Source organism: Bacteroidia bacterium (genome assembly GCA_023228875.1).
GTDB lineage: Bacteria > Bacteroidota > Bacteroidia > NS11-12g > UBA955 > JALOAG01.
The window spans coordinates 58,169-75,746 of the sequence record JALOAG010000001.1; the positions used below are offsets into that span (position 1 = coordinate 58,169).

Consider the following 17,578-nt stretch of genomic DNA (forward strand, 5'->3'; position numbering starts at 1 on the left):
CGACACCATGCAAAAGCCTTTTTCAGTACTTCTATTTTTCTTGCTCTTTTTTGCTGTAGGTGCTATACACTCCCAGTCAGACACAAGCCGAAATACATTTGTTAAAGATCAATATTATAACAAGCTAATTAAAGTAAAATCTGAAATTCCGGTCTTTTACAATAACAGCGTAAGGCTGGAAATCATGAATTTGCTTAAGAATCAAGGACATAAAACATCTGACATGATTGGCAAAGCTCATTTCGTTTTAAAAACATTAGGACCATATTTTGATAGTATCGGGATGCCAAAAGAGTTAGCCCTTATTTCCATAGTAAACAGCCAACTCAATAGCAATTATATAGAATCATCAACGGGCGCATCCGGTATTTGGCCCCTTACTTATTCAACAGCAAGACGTTATCGTCTTATCACCAATTCTTATATAGATCAAAGAAGAAATATCTGGCTTTCAACAGTTGCAGCAGCCTCCTATTTGCGCGACTTAGAACAAATATATCAGGATTGGCACTTTGTGATTACTGCATTTGCCGCTGGTCCTATTAATCTCAATATGGCAATCAGAAAAGCAGGCAATACCCTTGACTACTCAATGGTGCACAATGTGCTCGAATCCAATCAACGCCAATGTTTGGAAAAATTCATGGCACTTTGGTATGTCTATAATTTTGCGACCGAGCACAAAATTAATGAGAATCAATATCATATTCCTCAGAGCGATACTGTTTGCACTTCGGTAGCATTGAGTTTAGACTATGTAGCAGATAAATTACAATTAAAAAACAGTGTTATTTATCAATTAAACCCTGATTTTATTGAAGGTATTGTACCCGAAATTCCTCATTGTACCTGTTTTAGACTACCCGTATCTGAGATTCAAAACTATCAGAGTGCCCGCGACAGCATTGAAGTTAGAGCGCCAGAACCCGATACAACAGGAAAGGATTCAGTGCCTATGATTTCTCCCGAAATCATCAAAACTCCTACCGGGGTTCCTGTGAATGTAGATGTTACATCTGAACCCAAACTAATTTACTATACTGTTAAAAGCGGTGACAACCTTGGCTTGTTGTCAAAGCTGTTTGATTGTTCTATCAATGAAATTAAGAAATGGAACAATTTAAAAGGAACCATGTTGTATGCAGGAGCCAGACTCAAAATCTATGTTCCCGGAGATAAAGTGGCGGAATACAAAAAAATCAACTCAATGTCTGCTTCGCAAAAGCAAGCAAAAGCACGAAATAAATAAACGGATTTTGATGAAATCAGTTGTTTTAGGAATCATTCTTTGTAATTCACTCATGTTTGCTGCATGCACACAACAAAACAATGTTAATCTTGATGCTGAGTATAATCGTGAAATTGCTGACCATAGAGCTCAATTAGATTCTATGTTCAGAATAAGTAAGAATTCACCTTTTTATAAACACAAGAATTTCACCCATCTCAACTTCTATGAACCGGATGTCCGTTTTAGAATTAAGATAAAAGCACAAACAACAGAAAACCCTGAGATTGTTCAGTTTCAGACTAACACAGAACGAAAACCGGTTTACTTAAAAAAATATCTTTTGGTTTTTAACCTCATTGGTAAGCAAGACACACTCTGGGGTTTTGTTAAGAATGAGACCCCCAATGATATTTTTGTACCGTTTAAAGATTTAACAAACGGAAAGCAGACGTATTACGGTGGCAGGTATATGGATTTAAAATTTGAACCAAATTCAGACTCTGTTTGGTTGGATTTTAACAAAGCATATAACCCTTACTGTCATTATGATACCGGATTTTCATGCCCGTTGGTGCCATTCGAAAATCATTTGTCTTTGGCAATTGAAGCAGGTGAAAAATTGTATCATTAAAATACAACACCTATGCTTAACCCACTAAGCTGTGGACTAATTGCAGGCACTAAGCCTATTTTTTTAGATGGTCGAATCCATTTTTTTACTGAAGGAAAAATCTAATACGCAATTTCGGTTGAAAGCATACCAATACCGGCACCCGCAATAACATCACCCAGCCAATGTCTGTCATTAACCATGCGTAAGAATCCTGTTGCAAATACAAAAGGATAACTGGCAAGCCCAAGCAAGAGATTTTTGTCTTTGTACTCTTTGAAAATCAAATGAGCTGCGGAAAAAAGCGGAGTATCTCGTGAAATGATTGGGAAGTACGAACGTGGCGAAGCTGTACCATCTATTGATGCAGCTAAAAAAATTGCCGATGCTTTGGAAGTTACATTAGATTACTTGGTAGGCGAAGGGGCGAACGCTAAACTTGATAAAAAAACTGTAAAACGTTTACACAATATTGAACTGCTTGAAGATACTAAACGTAATGTGTTGTTTGATTTGATTGATACTTATATACGGGATGCTAAAATTCGTAAAGCTCACACCAGTTAAATAAACAACGCCCCTGATTTTATTAGAGGCGTTTCTCTACTGCCAGTTGATTGTATAATTTGTTAGATTGACGGGCTTTTTTATGAGCGTATAGTTAAGAAAAATTGTAGAACCACCCCACTTGCCTAATCTTCTCTTATAAAATTTCAGATTACCATTTAAATCTATTTTTGCATAATTATAATGAAAGGCAACAAAATCATGCAGTACATGAGTTTCAGTAATTTAATCACCTTTTTTAAAATTATATATACCCCAATTACCATAAGCTAAATCATTATATTCTTTTTCTATAGGCATACTTTTGTATTCATAACTTATAAATACTTCTCCTATACTAAAAAATCTGAGAAAGTAATATGTGGTATCTTTTAGGTTAGAATTAAAGGAACTGGATGTATAAACGGCAGAAGTATCAACTGGTAATATTGATAAAGATTTGAGTCTTCTAACATGCTTTTTTTTATCATACCTAAATTTTTTCTTAGGATGTTGATATGAGTAATCTCTTTCTTTTAATTCCTCATTTGTCAATAATCGTTGTGCCCATATTTCAGAAGGCAACAATGTGATCACAAAAAACAAAATAAATAATTTACTTTTCATCAGCTTCCTCCTCCTGTTATTCCTCCACCTATTTGTAGCGAACCGGGTGAAAAAGATTCAAACCTGTTTATTCTTCCTCCAAGAAATTTTGGAAAATTATCGTGTATCCCATTTTGTAAGTACAACGGATTAAATAAACCTGTTCCGGAATAATTGGTTCGGAGATTAAGTCCATTTGAGTTATTCAACTGTAAAAAAGTTTGACCGTTGGTTAAACTCGTATTCCTTGGTGTTTGGGAATAATAATTAAACCCATCACTCTTTTTATAAGAATCATAACTCGGTGATGTACCTATCCTTTCACCTGTAAATCCATCATAGCCACCAGACAATGTAATGCCACCGCCTAGATTTACACTTGCCACTAAACTACCAGTCCACCAACGATCATTTCTATCACCTATTCCAGGGAAAAAATCATTAGATGTATGCAGACTAAAATCTCCAGATCTAAAGCCAAGGCTTCCCACTCGCTGATTTCCTTCTCCACCTCCTACAAGATTTGACCCTATTGTAAAGGATGATTTGAAGCTGTTGTTTACACCAGTTAAATTAGAGGTTTCCGAATTAAATGTATTCAATGTCATTGGCGTAGCCGTGCCCTTACCAAAAGTTAAGGCAGGGCTTACAACTATGTCCATATTTAAACCTGTCTGACCTCCTGATGTTCCTGTTGTTCCCAAACCACCACCGTTAAATCTACCTGATAAATTCAAGCTACCCGTAAAATTACCAGAGTTGGCAGAAAGTCCGACACCTGCACCGATACTAAAGTTAGATTGTCCTTTAGTTCCAAAATTAAATGATAAAGAAACTTTTGCGCTTGTGCTTGCACCAGCTTTCGGGCAATCATCACAATCTCCGTTAGGGTCGCTATTAGTTATAGGGTTGTCGCTGGGGACTTGTGAGCTCTTTTAACTGGATCTTGATTCCAACGCATAACTACTCTTGTATCATACTCCCAAAACAAGGCTGTAGTGTGGTTTCCTTCACCCGATATTTCGTTTACTTTCTCTTGCGTGTTAAATCCGTATGAGTACGAAAACTCCTCGTTTTTATATGTCTGTATACTACTACCAAACGGATAATACACAATTGTGACTCGTCCTAAAAAAAGTTTACAGTTTAAAGATTTAATCCTGTTATTTGTTTACATATACTTTTTAGTCCTGAAATGACTTTACTTTTCTTGACCATTCTTACACGTTTTGGTGTAAACCTTTTTTAGGAATAGACTCCCAAAACGATTCCTATAAAAACCTTCTTACCCATCAGATAATAATTTCAGGACTTTGACAATAACTCTATCTTATTTCTCCCAAGACGTACACTACCGGATTCTTCTAATTGTTTTAATAGCCTTGATACAACTACCCTGGCAGTACCTAATTTATTTGCTATTTGTTCATGAGTCATTAAGATTGTGGTTGATTGTGTTACATCTGCAGTCTTTTTCAGCAAATCCAACAACCTTTCATCAACCTTCTTAAAAGCAATATCATTTACAATCTCTAATAACTCTTCAAACCTTTTATGATAAAGCCTAAATATGTAGTCCAACCACTGCGGGTATTCTTTGATAAAAAAGCTTAGTTTATCAATAGGTACAAACAAGATTTCGGCATCTTCCTCAACCTCTGCCCTGACCTTACTAGTCTCATTGTGTAGCCCGCCCAAAAACGACATAATACAACTCTCTCCTGCTTTGATGTAATACAACAAAATCTCACGACCGTCCTCTTCCTCTCTTATAACTTTCAGAATTCCTTTTGTTACTATGGGTAAAGAGTTGATGTGTGCATTCTCATTCAATACTACACTGCCGGCTTTGTAATGTTTCTGAATACCATATTGAAATAGTTTCGATACTAATTCGGGAGAAGATTTAAACTCTTCAATTTGTACAAGATTTTCCACAAGGCAAAGATAAAGCAATATAGCAGAGAAAGACTGATACGAACTGTACGAGCTTAATATTTCTTAGACAATTGAATAAAGCTGATAACAGAAAAACAAAAAAAGAGCCCAACCTTATTTGTAATTTTCATAAAAGAACAACAACAATTTTTATCAAAATTTCTACTTTTGCTGATACTTATCAATATGAGCATACAATATGCGGTAATAACCGGTGCGAGTCAGGGTTTAGGCAAATCCTTTGCTTTTGAACTTGCAAGTAAGAGATATAATCTAATCTTAATCAGTTTACCCAATCAAAATTTAACCGGTTTGTCAGAAACTATACAAGAGCAATATGGCGTATCTGTAATATGCAGAGAAACGGATTTAAGTATTTCAAGCAATGTAATAGAGCTGACCGATTGGATAAATAAGCACTATCAAGTTTCGTTATTAATCAATAATGCAGGTGTTGGAGGTACAAAAAGATTTGAAGAAGCCAGCCAAAGTTATTTGATGAATATGATTAATCTGAATATTACGGCAACAACCATTCTAACGCATCAATTACTGTCTAATCTGAAAAAGCAAGACAAAGCATATATTCTCAATATTTCAAGCTTATCTGCATTTTCTCCCGTTGGTTTTAAGACGATTTATCCGGCTTCTAAAGCTTATGTTCATTCATTTACAAGAGGATTGTTTCAAGAGCTCAAAGAAACTAATGTGTTTGTGAGTGTAGTAAACCCGGGCGCAATGTCAACCAATTCAGGAGTATCAGAAAGAATTAGTAATTTGGGTTTATTTGGAAAGTTTACATTGCTCGAACCTGATTTTGTTGCAAAGAAATGTATCAACCAACTTTTCAAGAAAAATAAAGTCATTATTGTGAATCCGGTAAGTTGGTTGTTCTTGAAAATATTACCTGAACGGATTAAAATACCGTTGTTAACAAACATCATTAAGAAGGAAATTCAGTAAAACTGATAATGGATATAATTGCCTTAAATAATGCTTATCAAACAGTAATTAAGCAGCTGATAAATATCAACTAAGTGTAATCAACACATAACAACTTCCAAAATAACAATATCTAATCAAGTCATTTGTTATCTTAAGCGTAGTCAAAATTTCAATTTATTCAATCTGTATTGGTTTCACACTAAAACTGTTGTTAGAGTGGAGAGATAAGAAATAAATACCTTTAGCTATTCCATTCAAATTTACTTGCTTGTTTTCCTTCAAAAAGGTAAAGACATTATAGTTACTTTTGCACCACTAATTTTAAAACAATGACAAATAAAGGACCGGTTTCAAATTTTATAAACCATCATTACAGACATTTCAATGCTGCTGCACTTATGGATGCAGCAAAAGGGTATGAAGCACATTTGTTAGAAGGCGGCAAAATGTTGATTTCAATGGGTGGAGCCATGAGTACTGCCGAATTAGGTATTTCACTCGCAGAAATGATACGCCAAGACAAGGTGCATATTATTTCATGTACCGGGGCTAACTTAGAGGAAGATGTTATGAACCTTGTGGCGCACAGTCATTACAAAAGGGTTCCCAATTACAGAGATCTTACACCCGAACAAGAAAGAGAGTTGTTGGACAATCATTACAACAGGGTTACTGACACTTGCATACCTGAAGAAGAGGCATTCAGAAGGTTGCAATCTCATTTAGAAAAAGTGTGGAAGGATGCGGAAGCAAAAGGTGAACGATATTTTCCACATGAATTTTTGTATAAAGTTGTTTTGAGTGGAGAATTAAAACAATACTATGAAATCGACCCTAAAAACAGTTGGATTATAGCTGCAGCCGAAAAGAACCTGCCAATTGTGGTGCCTGGTTGGGAAGATAGCACTTGCGGTAATATTTTCACAAGCTATGTTATCAAAGGGCAACTTAAAGCAAGTACTGTAAAAAGCGGTATTGAATACATGGTTTGGTTAACTGAATTATATAGAGAACTAAGCACTGGCAAAGGACTTGGATTTTTTCAAATTGGAGGAGGTATTTCAGGAGACTTCCCGATTTGTGTTGTACCCATGATGTATCAAGACTTAGAATGGGAAGAGGTTCCTTTTTGGGCATATTTTTGTCAAATTTCTGACTCTACTACTTCTTACGGTTCATATTCAGGAGCTGTTCCAAATGAAAAAATAACATGGGGTAAGTTGGATATAGACACCCCGAAATTTATTGTTGAATCTGACGCAACCATTGTCGCTCCTTTGATATTTGCTTGGATTTTGGGTTGGTAAGAATAAAGACTAATTTTGCACAGTAATTAATCAAAATCAATTATGGCATATCCCGAAATGATGGTAGCACCTATGCGTGCTGAGTTAACTAACGCTGATTTTATTGAATTAAAAACAGCTGAAGAAGTAGAAAATATATTCAATTCATTCCCAGAGAATCAAACAACCTTAGTTGTAATCAATTCTGTGTGTGGTTGTGCTGCCGGAGCAATGAGACCCGGTGTGTTACATTCTTTACATGGAGATAAAAAACCACAAAAGCTATATACAGTTTTTGCCGGAATGGAGGTTGAAGCTGTAGCCAAAGCCAGAGAATATATGATACCTTTTCCACCTTCTTCTCCTTCTATCGCGCTTTTTAAAGGTAACAAACTTGTTCACTTTGTGGAGAGATATATGATTGAAGGAAAACCGGCTGAAGCGTTAGCAGCAAATTTACAGGCTGCTTATAACGAATTCTGTTAAACAGTGTTATCTTGTTGTTCTGCCCAAAAGGACAAATCAAGTCTTTTGATTAACCGAAAGTTATTAAACAGAAGAAGACATTGTCTTCTTCTGTTTTTTTGTGAGAGTTGATAGGTTTTTTGGAAGTTATTTATTTTTAAAAGGAGAAGTACAATCCAATAGCCCATTTCTATGCACTGAATAATTTTTTAAAAGCTATTTGATTCAGCACAAACAGGGTGATTTTGTGTTCTATTTAATAATCAACGCTACAAACTATTATTTTAAGGGAATTTTGGAAATTTGCTGAAATCTCTGGGTCTTTTTTCTAAGAAAGCATCCCGTCCTTCTTTTGCCTCATCAGTTCCATAAATCAATCGGGTGGCTTCACCGGCATACACTTGTTGTCCTATGAGTCCATCGTCAATGAGGTTAAAAGCAAACTTTGCCATTTTAACAGCAGTAGGGCTTTTGGTCATAATTTCTTGAGCCCATTCGTATGCAGTTTGCTCAAGTTCGCTATGAGGAACAACAGCATTCACCATACCCATTTCGTATGCTTCTTGTGCATTATATGATTTACCTAAGAAGAAGATTTCTCTGGCTCTTTTTTGACCTACCATTCTGGCTAAATAAGCAGAGCCAAACCCTCCATCAATACTTGCAACATCTAAATCTGTTTGCTTAAATACAGCATGTTCTTTACTTGCAATGGTTAAGTCGCATACAACATGCAAACTATGTCCCCCGCCCACAGCCCATCCCGGAACAACTGCAATTACCACTTTATTCATAAAGCGTATGCGTCTTTGTACATCCAAAATGTTAAATTTATTAACGCCATCAGAGCCTTTATACCCTGTGTTTGAACGAACTCTTTGATCGCCTCCTGAGCAGAATGCCCAACCACCATCCTTGGGCGAAGGTCCTTCACCGGTAAGCAGCACAACCCCTATTTCTTGTGATTCATGAGCTATTATTAATGCCTCTAACATTTCATCCACTGTCAGAGGTCTGAACGCATTTCTTACCTCAGGTCGATTAATAGCAATACGTGCTACTCCATTACAATAGGTAAATGTTATATCTTCAAACTCTTTTATTTTTTCCCACTTGAGTGTATCCATAAATCGGTCTATTATTGAGCAAAAATAGAGTTTAAATTCTTAGTGTTTTATGAAAAGTATGGAGTTTACCCTAAAAGGAATTATTCGCTTACTCTCATAGAGTTATTACTTCCTACTGCGTGAATTGCTTCCCAACCTATAAGAGCTAATTTGCGCTCACTTCCCCACATATAATTGCCATATTCACCCGATGAACGCACAACCCTATGACACGGAACCAGCATTGTGATCGGGTTGTTTCCGACTGCGGTTCCGACTGCACGTGATGAACGCGGACTCCCTATCTGTCTTGCAATAATTTGATAGGTGGTAAGTGAGCCAAAAGGAATTTGAAGAAGGGCATTCCAAACTTTAATTTGAAAATCAGTCCCTTTTAGATGTAAGGGAATGAGTGCGCTTGTTGCTTTGTGAGGAAAAAATGCACTGAATGCATTGTTGTGTAGGCTTACAGATTCTTCCTTTAATTGTGCATTTGGAAAAAGTTCTTTTAGAACTGTAATTTCTGTTTGAGGATTTGTACTAAAAACCATGTAACAAAGCCCTTTTGCAGAAGAAGCTATAAAAAGTGAACCAAAAGGACTTTCTGCCATTGAATATGTTATGAGTAAATTGGAGTCAAGGGCTTCTTCTTCGCTCATTTGAATGATGGATATTGGAGCATGTTTAAAGTCAATTCTATTATCTAATGGATGACTAAAAAGACTTCTTTGTTGTGTTTTTTCTTTGAGTCGATAATGAGCATACTCAGGGGTTGTATAGAGTAAAAAATCCCTTGGTCCAACTCCGCACCAATCAATGAACATGCGATGAAACACTTGTGGAGATACTTGCATTATCTTGGCAACCTCATCTAAGTGGTTTCGAAGCAAGGGCTGTTTCTCAAGAATAGCCAATGCCTCAAGAATATATTCTGAATATAATTTGCCTCTGTATCTCACTTGTGGGGCAAAACTCGGTGCTACGATTGAGTAGTTTTACACTTTTTGGCAAAGGTTTTCCTGAAGGATGTGAATAACCAAATATTCTACCTTTGCATACCATGATAAATCACACTAAGCTCAGTGTTAATATTAATAAAATTGCACTTATTCGCAATAGTAGAGGAACAAACAATCCGAACTTGATTTCTGTTGCCAAGGACTGTGAACGCTTTGGAGCTCAAGGAATTACAGTTCATCCGCGTCCTGATCAACGACATGTTAGATTTGACGACTTGGAACCACTTGCCAACATTGTGAAATCAGAGTTTAATATTGAAGGAAATCCTACACATGATTTTACCCAAAGAGTTTTACAAATTAAACCGGCACAAGTAACTCTTGTGCCTGACGCTGAAGACCAGCTTACCAGCGACCATGGTTGGAATACTATCAAAGACAAGCAAAAACTTATAGATTTGATTGCACCTTTCAAAGAAGCAGGAATCAGGGTGTCAATATTCTTGGATGCCGACCCTTTGCTCGTAGAATCTGCCAAAGAAACCGGTGCGGACAGGATTGAATTATATACGGGTCCTTATGCGTGGAATTTCCACAAAAACCCATTTGAAGCTATAGAGCCATATATTCAAACAGCAAAAGAAGCGGCAATTGTTGGCTTAGGACTTAATGCAGGTCATGACCTTGATTTACATAATCTGAATTATTTTTATAAAAAAGTACCCGGGTTGCTTGAAGTAAGCATTGGACATGCATTGGTTTGTGATGCCCTTTATTTAGGCTTGGAAAACACTATTAAATTGTATTTAAACAGACTAAATCCGACTTTTGAGATGCGATGAAAGTATTTTCAAAAATATTGTTCTTGTTGTTTTGTCTTTGCATAAATTCAAGCCACAGTTATGCATGGGGCTTTTTTGCACATAAGAAAATCAATGAGTTAGCAGTATTTACATTGCCGCCTGAGATGTTTGGTTTTTATAAATTGAATATTGAATTTATTGCAGAACATGCACCCGATCCGGATAACAGGCGATATGCTATTGCCGAAGAAGGTGCCCGACATTTTTTAGATGCTGATAGATATGAAAATGCACTTCCTTTTGACACAATACCTCAAAAATGGGAAGACGCAGTGGCTATGTTTACCGAAGATACTTTGCAAAAACATGGTATTGTTCCTTGGCATTTAGAGTTAATGGTGAAAAGACTAACGTATTCGTTTAAGAACAGAGATTTATATAAAATAATACGATATTCAGTTGATATCGGGCATTATGTTGGCGATTTAAACGTGCCTCTACACACCACATCAAATTATAATGGGCAGCTTACCAATCAACATGGAATTCATGCACTATGGGAAAGCAGACTGCCTGAACTATTTTCGTCAGGCTATGATTTTTTGGTTGGCAAAGCAAAGTATATTGAGGATGTTAGACAGTGTATTTGGATGCACTTTGCAGAAAGTCATTCCTTGGTAGATAGTGTGTTAAACGTAGAACGCAGCGTGTCGCAGCAATTTAGCGAAGAAGAAAAGTATAGTTTTGAGCAAAGAGGAGCAAGTACCGTTAGAGTATATTCTCAAACCTTCTCAAAAGCATATCATAAAGCATTGGGAAGCATGGTAGAAGACCGCATGAAAAGTGCGATTAAACTGTTGGGTGATATTTGGTTTACTGCATGGGTAAATGCAGGGCAGCCCGATCTGAATGAATACAAACAAAAAATTCAGTTGGACGAAGAAGAACTCAAAGAGTTACAAGAGATAAAAATGAAAGTTAAAGATGGGAAAATCAAAGGAAGACCCGAACCAACAGAATAGAACCCTTTTCACTCATATCTTTGCGCCATGCTAAATATTGCAAAAAAGCTGATTGCACTTGTTATTGTGATGGTGTTAGGGGTGATGGTGTTTATTTGGTATCGTTCTTCTCAACCACCCGCTTTGCTGGGATTGATTCCACAACAGGTAAAAGAAGCCGGGTTTATTGATGTGCGCAACTTAATGAAAAAGGCGTATTCGCAAGGTGTAACCGATTTGGGAGAATTAACTTATCCTGATTTTCTTCATCAGGTTTTTTCTGTTTCTAATAATGCAAAAGAACCCGGAATCAATTTGTATAGTGAATTAGTCTGGTTTAAGCATCAAGAAGGGTATAACTGTATTTTTGTTAGATTGGCAAATACAGAACGTTGGGAAGCTTATCTACGTAAATATAAAGAAGAGGCACAACTTGAGGATATACAAAGTCAAGACGATATCCAATATGTACGGTTTAAAAATTACAATGCACTTTTTGCATGGAGAGGAAAACATCTGGCTTTGCTTTATGACTCAGCTAATGCAGAAATATTATCCTTTTCACAAGCTTTTGATGTATTAAAACCAAAATCAAAAAGTGAAATTCTGAATAAAGCGTATGAAAAAACAGCACCGGATGTTTTTTATGTTGACTTAGTGAATAACAATACATTAGCCATAAAATTACTGAATGGTAAAGTTCGGTATGTATGGAACGAAAACGTAAAGAATCTTAACGAATTTGCTCCTTTCAGCAGTATAGATGCACAAGAACTAATAGCAGGTGCAGATACATCTGTAACTTATATGAGTGCTGACTTTGCACTCCAACAAGTAAATTTTGTAACTGAAGAACAGCTCAAGAGTAAGCATTATGCGGGAGTTGCAATTTATTCATATCATTCAATAGGAGTAGATTCTATAATGTCATCAATAAAATACTTGGATAAAATACCGAATCAAATTCATGGGTTTGCAATCAAGAATCCTGCAAAAACGCTCTTATTCCAAGACTCCTACTCAAAACACATAGTGGATGCAGACACTAATAACATTAGAATTTTTAAGACAAAAGAGCAACTCACAATCGGGACTCAAGAGATTGGGACCATTTATTTTTTAAAATCCAATCAATTGCTTTTTAAGGAAGTTGCAGAGTATATTATGTCAAATAAGATGTTTGGGAATGTTCAAGATAAAAAGAACTAAATCTTGATTCCTAAAGTCATACCCAGTTTTAAATTATTTGATTTCTTGAAAGGTAGAAAAAAAGAATGAGACTCAGCCGCATCTCCGATATTAGTGGGTGTAATTCCTCCACCAAAGTAAAAATCCATACTAAAAATGTCATAGAAACGTGTTCTATATCCCAATACTGTTCCTATACTAAATGCATCAGAAGCGTACTTGACGGGTGTGTATTTTGTTATTCCGCTTAAACCATCATATTCAGTTTTGTCTCCTTTAAGGGTTATGTTTTTGTAAACCCCGTAGATACCTACAAAGAAATTATCAGGTGCTGAAAAAGAACGGCTGTAAAAGCGATATTGAGCTTCGGTGCGAAAGGCTTCCATGCTTGAAAAGTCAACATTATTACTATTTCCAAAATAATTATAACTATTGCCTGAGTAGCTCATAAAATAGCCGGCAGATATTTTTAATGAATTATTTGTACGTGTTTCAAACTCAGTGCCCATTTCCATACCGGAAATAAAAAATGATAAAGGATAAAAAACCAACTCCTGTTTAACTGGTTTTAATCCGCCTGCTGAGGTGCTTTTGATAGAAGCATTCTGATTTTTATAAATGTTTGTTGCATTGACACTTTGGGTCAAAAGAATGCTGCAAGACAAAAGAAAAAATGCGTGTACTGTTTTCATAAGATTTAAAATAATTGAGTTTGTTTTTAATGCATTGCGAATTTCACGAATAATTTCAATATACCAAACTTCCTTTCATATAAAGTATTGTAAGTTGATTTTGGAATAAGGCTTCAATAAAGCTAAAAAAAAGCCCTCTCAGTATAGAGAAGGCTTTTATGAATAGTTTTAAATAAGTGCTTATTTAATAATTACTTTTCCGGTTGCGTTAAAGTTTGCAGTATTCATTGTATAGAAATAAACACCTGCATTAAGACCGGTAGTTTCAACCTCGATAAAGTTGTTACCAGCTGCATACTCTGCAGAGATAGTTTTTACAGTTCTGCCAGTAATATCTTTGATATCAAAAGTAACTGTTTGAGCAGCACCAAGTGAAAATGGTATTGCAAAACTCATTGCATTGTCAGTTGGGTTTGGATAACCATTGCCAAGACCATATCCGTTTGCATTTGGAGTAACCACATCTACGTTTTGAGAAGTAGCATGGAAAGCTACACCGGAGAAACCGGATAAGAATGGGCGGTATGATTTCCAACCACCTTGACCTGTTGAGCCATATCTTAAATCACTTTGTGTAGCAAACATGTTGTTAATTGCTTCAGGGTCCACAATTCTCAGACTCTGTCCATCTTGTGCATAATAAGAAATAGCAAGTAAGTTATGTTTGTTTCCAATGGTTACATCTTTATTAACAGAAATCAAGGTATCGTTGAAAGTGTATTTTTTCATTGGTTTGAACAGGAAAGAAATTCCATATAAGTTATCAGGAATATTATTGCTACCATTCATTTGCTTTCCTACAAACATTGATAATCTTCTTGATCTGAATTTCAAATCCTCAGTCATAGAATCCTGAAATTCTTTTGTTAAGAATATTGTATCAGTTTTGTATGCACCGGTATTCATAATAGTTTGAGGAACGTACTTGTCAATATTAGGCATACCTGCATAATATGTTTGAGCATCTCCTTGGAAAGTTAAACCACGGATTTGTAGGTCTTCATTCGCTCCAACAAAGTGTTGAATATATAGGGTGTCAACAATTTCTACTTTAGTAATATTGTCCCCACCACCAGTAAAGGTTGCACCTGAAACTTGTAAATCTGTGTTGTCAGAAGACAAAGTTGTTGCATTACCTGCCGAACCAATAGTTTTAGCTGTTATTGTTAATTCGTTTCCATTAATTGCAACAGTATATCCTAATGCTTCGATAGCTGTTTTAATTGAAGCGGCAGTTGTAGCTTCATCAACAGAAGCATTCCATTCAGCACCTTCGGTTAAGGAATCACCACCAATTTCTAATATAGCTCCAGTTAAAGTTGAAAAGTCAACAACAGTAACAGTTGCAGTTGCATAAACAGAATTGATAACATTTAATGAATCTACTTGGCGAATATATGATTGAGCCCAATTGATAGAGTCAAGAGTATAATTAGTCCAACGGCTGAAATATCTTGGTGTTCCATCATTCTCGTCTGTAAATACGTGGTCTTTTGGGTCAAACATAGTTCCAATCATTTGGGTAAATGATCTGCCTAACTGATCATCGTACATAATATGTACACTGTCTGGAAATAAGAAAAGGACATAAGGAGTATAAGAAAGTCCGTTTGCATTTGCGTAGTCATTTGCGAAAAAATACCAACCGCTCTCTTCCCTTCTGTCATTCCTCTGATTCATTTTTTGAAGAAACCCTGCTTCTTCAATAGCTTGATAACGGTGAGGATTGTTGTCCAAAGTTATCACATTGGTGCTTTGTTGAGCTGTAGATAAACCACAAAAGCCCAAAAATAAAGCCATCGATAATACAATTTTTTTCATATTTAATTTTTTTGAGTGTGCAAATATAAATAAAAAGCTTCTGAAAAATGCTGCTACATTTTTTGCTTTGCTAGATATAACCGAATAGATACTATATGTCCCCTAAGTGCGGACGCAGAATTATTTCTTCCAACACTGTGTGTTTTCTATTGTGCCAGGCGGTCAAAACGAACTGAGCCACATCATCAGGCATCATAAATCTTTCCGGTGGCAAATCAGTATCTGCCCAACTGTTTGTGAGGGTAGCACCGGGCATCAGTGCTGTTACGCCAATATTCAGATGTTTAAGTTCTTGACGTAAAATTCTGGTAAAGCCCAACAATCCATATTTACTGATACTGTATGAGCCTCCATTACTGTGGGCAGTAATAGAGGCGGTGGAACACATATTAAACACATAGCCGTCTTTGCTTTTTTCTATTACAGGCAATAACTTTCTGACAAGGTAATAAGGTGCGGCTAAGTTAATTGCCATTTCTTTTTCAAAAACACCCTCTTCTTCGTGTATTGTAGCACCCGGTAAAAAAATTCCGGCATTGTTGATTAAAAGGTTCAATTCTCCAAAGGTTTGATTCACAAATGCTGCAAATTTCATTACCTCCTCCTTGTGTTCAAAATCAGCTTGAAAAGTATGGATTGTTACCCCTGTCTGATGTAATACTTCTTTGTGCAGAGACTGTAAATTCTGCGCACTTCTACTGTTTGTAATAATGTCAAACCCTGCTTTGGCAAAATGCAAAACCAAACTTTTCCCAATCCCTTTTGTTCCACCTGTGATAACTGCCGTTTTTTTCATGTGGTCAAAAATAAACAGAAACATTCTAATTTCGCAGCTTCGATTTATCCAATGAAATATAATTATATTTATCATCTTGGGCGGTATGTATTCTTCATTAGAGGTATGTTCAGCAAGCCTGAAAAGGCAAAGATATTTGTAAACAGAGTCTTTGAAGAAATGAATAATATCGGCATCGGTTCGCTGCCTATTGTTGCTATCATCTCGGTCTTTATAGGTGCTGTTACTACTGTTCAGACTGCATATCAGCTTGTATCACCTCTTGTTCCTGCTTCTATTATCGGTCAGATTGTGAGCGATTCTTCTATTTTAGAATTATCTCCGACTATTATGTCGTTAGTTTTGGCGGGTAAAGTAGGTTCTCATATTGCCTCTGAAATAGGCACAATGAGGGTTACGGAGCAAATAGATGCGTTAGAAGTAATGGGTATCAATGCTTCCGGCTATTTGATTTTGCCTAAAATAATCGCTGCATTGTTTATGTTCCCTATTCTCAATATTATTTCTATTACTTTGAGCATTTGGGGAGGTATTACAGCAGGTGAACTTACCGGTGCTTTATCGCAAGAAGAGTTTTTGTTTGGCGCAAGAGAAACTTTTAAGGGATTTGTTGTGTTCTTTTCTATTCTTAAAGCGGTTACGTTTTCCTTTATTATTACTTCTATTTCTGCTTACCAAGGGTATCATACAAGCGGTGGTGCATTAGAAGTAGGAACATCCAGCACAAGATCAGTGGTGTATAGTTGTGTGATGATTTTATTTGCAGATTATATTTTAGCACAACTCCTTTTAAAATAAAGCCCATGATTGAATTACTGCATGTCAATAAGTCGTTTAATGGAATCCAAGTCTTAAATGATATTAATATTCAATTTAATGCCGGAGAGTTGAACTATGTCATTGGTTCTTCGGGTGGAGGAAAAAGTGTATTGATGAAGTGTATGGTTGGACTGGTAAAACCTGATTCAGGCAGTATTTTGTATGACGGAAGAGATTTTTTAGCTAAAAATGAAGATGAAGTACGGGCGGTTAGGCAAGAAATAGGTATGTTGTTTCAAGGCACTGCATTATTTGATTCTCTTACGGTTGAAGAGAATGTAGGATTTCCGCTCAAGATGCTTTCAAACATGAACAAATCCGACATACTCGATAGGGTTAATTTTTGTCTTAAAAGAGTTAATTTGGACAATGTAAACAAAAAATATCCTGCTGAAATTAGTGGAGGAATGAAAAAAAGAGTTGGGATTGCCAGAGCCATTGCTTTACAAATTAAATATTTGTATTGTGATGAACCTAATTCCGGATTAGACCCGTTAACCTCTCGCGTGATTGATGAACTACTAAAAGATATTACCGAGGAGTTCCAGATTACTACTGTTATTAACTCACATGATATGAAGTCGGTTTTTGATACAGGTGATAAAGTTACTTTTATTTACAAAGGTGCTGTTAAATGGCATGGAACCCGACATAATATTAAAAATGAACTTGCAGATGTGCCCGAATTAGATGCTTTTGCTAAAGCATCATTTCTAAGCTAATCCGCTCACTTGAATTCCCAATTATATGTTATAGAAATCTAATT

Annotated in this window: 20 protein-coding genes; 11 read left to right on the plus strand and 9 right to left on the minus strand. The window is 36.1% G+C overall.

The features are described 5' to 3' along the window. The first annotated feature begins 7 nt into the window (after positions 1-7). Both M0R38_00265 and M0R38_00270 read left to right on the plus strand, forming a co-directional pair. A complete protein-coding gene (locus M0R38_00265) occupies positions 8-1,249 on the plus strand; it encodes a transglycosylase SLT domain-containing protein (GenBank protein MCK9480182.1) in 1,242 nt (413 codons plus the stop codon). Positions 1,250-1,259: 10 nt separating this feature from the next. Then, complete coding sequence (locus tag M0R38_00270) at positions 1,260-1,862, plus strand: DUF1684 domain-containing protein (protein ID MCK9480183.1); 603 nt, start codon at positions 1,260-1,262, stop codon at positions 1,860-1,862. 101 nt (positions 1,863-1,963) lie between these two features. Here the strand turns inward: M0R38_00270 and M0R38_00275 are convergent, their stop codons facing one another. Further along, positions 1,964-2,128, minus strand: a complete 165-nt coding sequence (locus M0R38_00275; protein ID MCK9480184.1) for a hypothetical protein — start codon at positions 2,126-2,128, stop codon at positions 1,964-1,966. Between the two features lie 34 nt (positions 2,129-2,162). On the opposite strand from M0R38_00275, the gene M0R38_00280 reads away from it, so the two are divergent. Next, positions 2,163-2,408 carry a helix-turn-helix domain-containing protein gene (locus M0R38_00280; protein MCK9480185.1) on the plus strand — a complete coding sequence of 82 codons (246 nt, stop codon included), beginning with the start codon at positions 2,163-2,165 and terminating at the stop codon, positions 2,406-2,408. Between the two features lie 225 nt (positions 2,409-2,633). Here M0R38_00280 and M0R38_00285 read toward each other — a convergent pair whose 3' ends face one another. From M0R38_00285 to M0R38_00295, 3 genes are all read right to left on the minus strand, one after another. Beyond that, positions 2,634-3,014 (minus strand): hypothetical protein, encoded by a 381-nt coding sequence (locus M0R38_00285; protein ID MCK9480186.1) that lies wholly within the window; start codon positions 3,012-3,014, stop codon positions 2,634-2,636. Next, entirely contained in the window at positions 3,014-3,730 is a 717-nt protein-coding gene (locus M0R38_00290) for a polymorphic toxin type 23 domain-containing protein (GenBank protein ID MCK9480187.1), read from the minus strand. The genes M0R38_00285 and M0R38_00290 overlap by 1 nt, the downstream gene beginning before the upstream one ends. Before the next feature lie 568 nt (positions 3,731-4,298). Continuing rightward, positions 4,299-4,931: a Crp/Fnr family transcriptional regulator gene (locus M0R38_00295; protein ID MCK9480188.1), complete on the minus strand. Its 633-nt coding sequence runs from the start codon at positions 4,929-4,931 to the stop codon at positions 4,299-4,301. 186 nt (positions 4,932-5,117) lie between these two features. Between M0R38_00295 and M0R38_00300 the strand changes: the two genes are divergently transcribed. From M0R38_00300 to M0R38_00310, 3 genes are all read left to right on the plus strand, one after another. After that, entirely contained in the window at positions 5,118-5,894 is a 777-nt protein-coding gene (locus tag M0R38_00300; protein ID MCK9480189.1) for an SDR family NAD(P)-dependent oxidoreductase, read from the plus strand. A 311-nt stretch (positions 5,895-6,205) separates the two neighbouring features. After that, complete coding sequence (locus M0R38_00305; protein ID MCK9480190.1) at positions 6,206-7,183, plus strand: deoxyhypusine synthase family protein; 978 nt, start codon at positions 6,206-6,208, stop codon at positions 7,181-7,183. A gap of 42 nt (positions 7,184-7,225) precedes the next feature. Beyond that, positions 7,226-7,648 (plus strand): BrxA/BrxB family bacilliredoxin, encoded by a 423-nt coding sequence (locus tag M0R38_00310; GenBank protein MCK9480191.1) that lies wholly within the window; start codon positions 7,226-7,228, stop codon positions 7,646-7,648. Between the two features lie 263 nt (positions 7,649-7,911). Here the strand turns inward: M0R38_00310 and M0R38_00315 are convergent, their stop codons facing one another. Together M0R38_00315 and M0R38_00320 are read right to left on the minus strand one after the other, a co-directional pair. Beyond that, on the minus strand, positions 7,912-8,754 hold the full coding sequence (locus M0R38_00315; protein MCK9480192.1) for a 1,4-dihydroxy-2-naphthoyl-CoA synthase: 843 nt from the start codon (positions 8,752-8,754) through the stop codon (positions 7,912-7,914). A gap of 80 nt (positions 8,755-8,834) precedes the next feature. Then, on the minus strand, positions 8,835-9,692 hold the full coding sequence (locus M0R38_00320; protein MCK9480193.1) for a methylated-DNA--[protein]-cysteine S-methyltransferase: 858 nt from the start codon (positions 9,690-9,692) through the stop codon (positions 8,835-8,837). A gap of 101 nt (positions 9,693-9,793) precedes the next feature. On the opposite strand from M0R38_00320, the gene M0R38_00325 reads away from it, so the two are divergent. From M0R38_00325 to M0R38_00335, 3 genes are read left to right on the plus strand one after another with little or no spacing between them, the layout of a single operon-like run. Continuing rightward, on the plus strand, positions 9,794-10,534 hold the full coding sequence (locus tag M0R38_00325) for a pyridoxine 5'-phosphate synthase (GenBank protein MCK9480194.1): 741 nt from the start codon (positions 9,794-9,796) through the stop codon (positions 10,532-10,534). Continuing rightward, the gene (locus tag M0R38_00330) at positions 10,531-11,517 is read left to right on the plus strand and encodes a zinc dependent phospholipase C family protein (protein ID MCK9480195.1); all 987 of its coding nucleotides are present in this window, start codon (positions 10,531-10,533) and stop codon (positions 11,515-11,517) included. Before M0R38_00325 ends, M0R38_00330 begins: the two co-directional genes overlap by 4 nt. Positions 11,518-11,544: 27 nt before the next feature. Next, positions 11,545-12,705, plus strand: coding sequence for a hypothetical protein (locus M0R38_00335; GenBank protein MCK9480196.1), 1,161 nt, complete (start codon positions 11,545-11,547; stop codon positions 12,703-12,705). Here the strand turns inward: M0R38_00335 and M0R38_00340 are convergent. The 3 genes from M0R38_00340 to M0R38_00350 form a co-directional block, all read right to left on the minus strand. After that, complete coding sequence (locus tag M0R38_00340) at positions 12,702-13,376, minus strand: DUF3575 domain-containing protein (protein ID MCK9480197.1); 675 nt, start codon at positions 13,374-13,376, stop codon at positions 12,702-12,704. The genes M0R38_00335 and M0R38_00340 overlap by 4 nt on opposite strands. A 180-nt stretch (positions 13,377-13,556) precedes the next feature. Next, on the minus strand, positions 13,557-15,197 hold the full coding sequence (locus tag M0R38_00345) for a T9SS type A sorting domain-containing protein (protein ID MCK9480198.1): 1,641 nt from the start codon (positions 15,195-15,197) through the stop codon (positions 13,557-13,559). A 91-nt stretch (positions 15,198-15,288) separates the two neighbouring features. Further along, positions 15,289-15,993, minus strand: a complete 705-nt coding sequence (locus M0R38_00350) for an SDR family oxidoreductase (protein ID MCK9480199.1) — start codon at positions 15,991-15,993, stop codon at positions 15,289-15,291. 51 nt (positions 15,994-16,044) lie between these two features. Between M0R38_00350 and M0R38_00355 the strand changes: the two genes are divergently transcribed. Beyond that, positions 16,045-16,791: an ABC transporter permease gene (locus M0R38_00355; protein ID MCK9480200.1), complete on the plus strand. Its 747-nt coding sequence runs from the start codon at positions 16,045-16,047 to the stop codon at positions 16,789-16,791. A gap of 5 nt (positions 16,792-16,796) precedes the next feature. Continuing rightward, positions 16,797-17,534 (plus strand): ATP-binding cassette domain-containing protein, encoded by a 738-nt coding sequence (locus tag M0R38_00360; protein MCK9480201.1) that lies wholly within the window; start codon positions 16,797-16,799, stop codon positions 17,532-17,534. Positions 17,535-17,578: the final 44 nt, after the last annotated feature.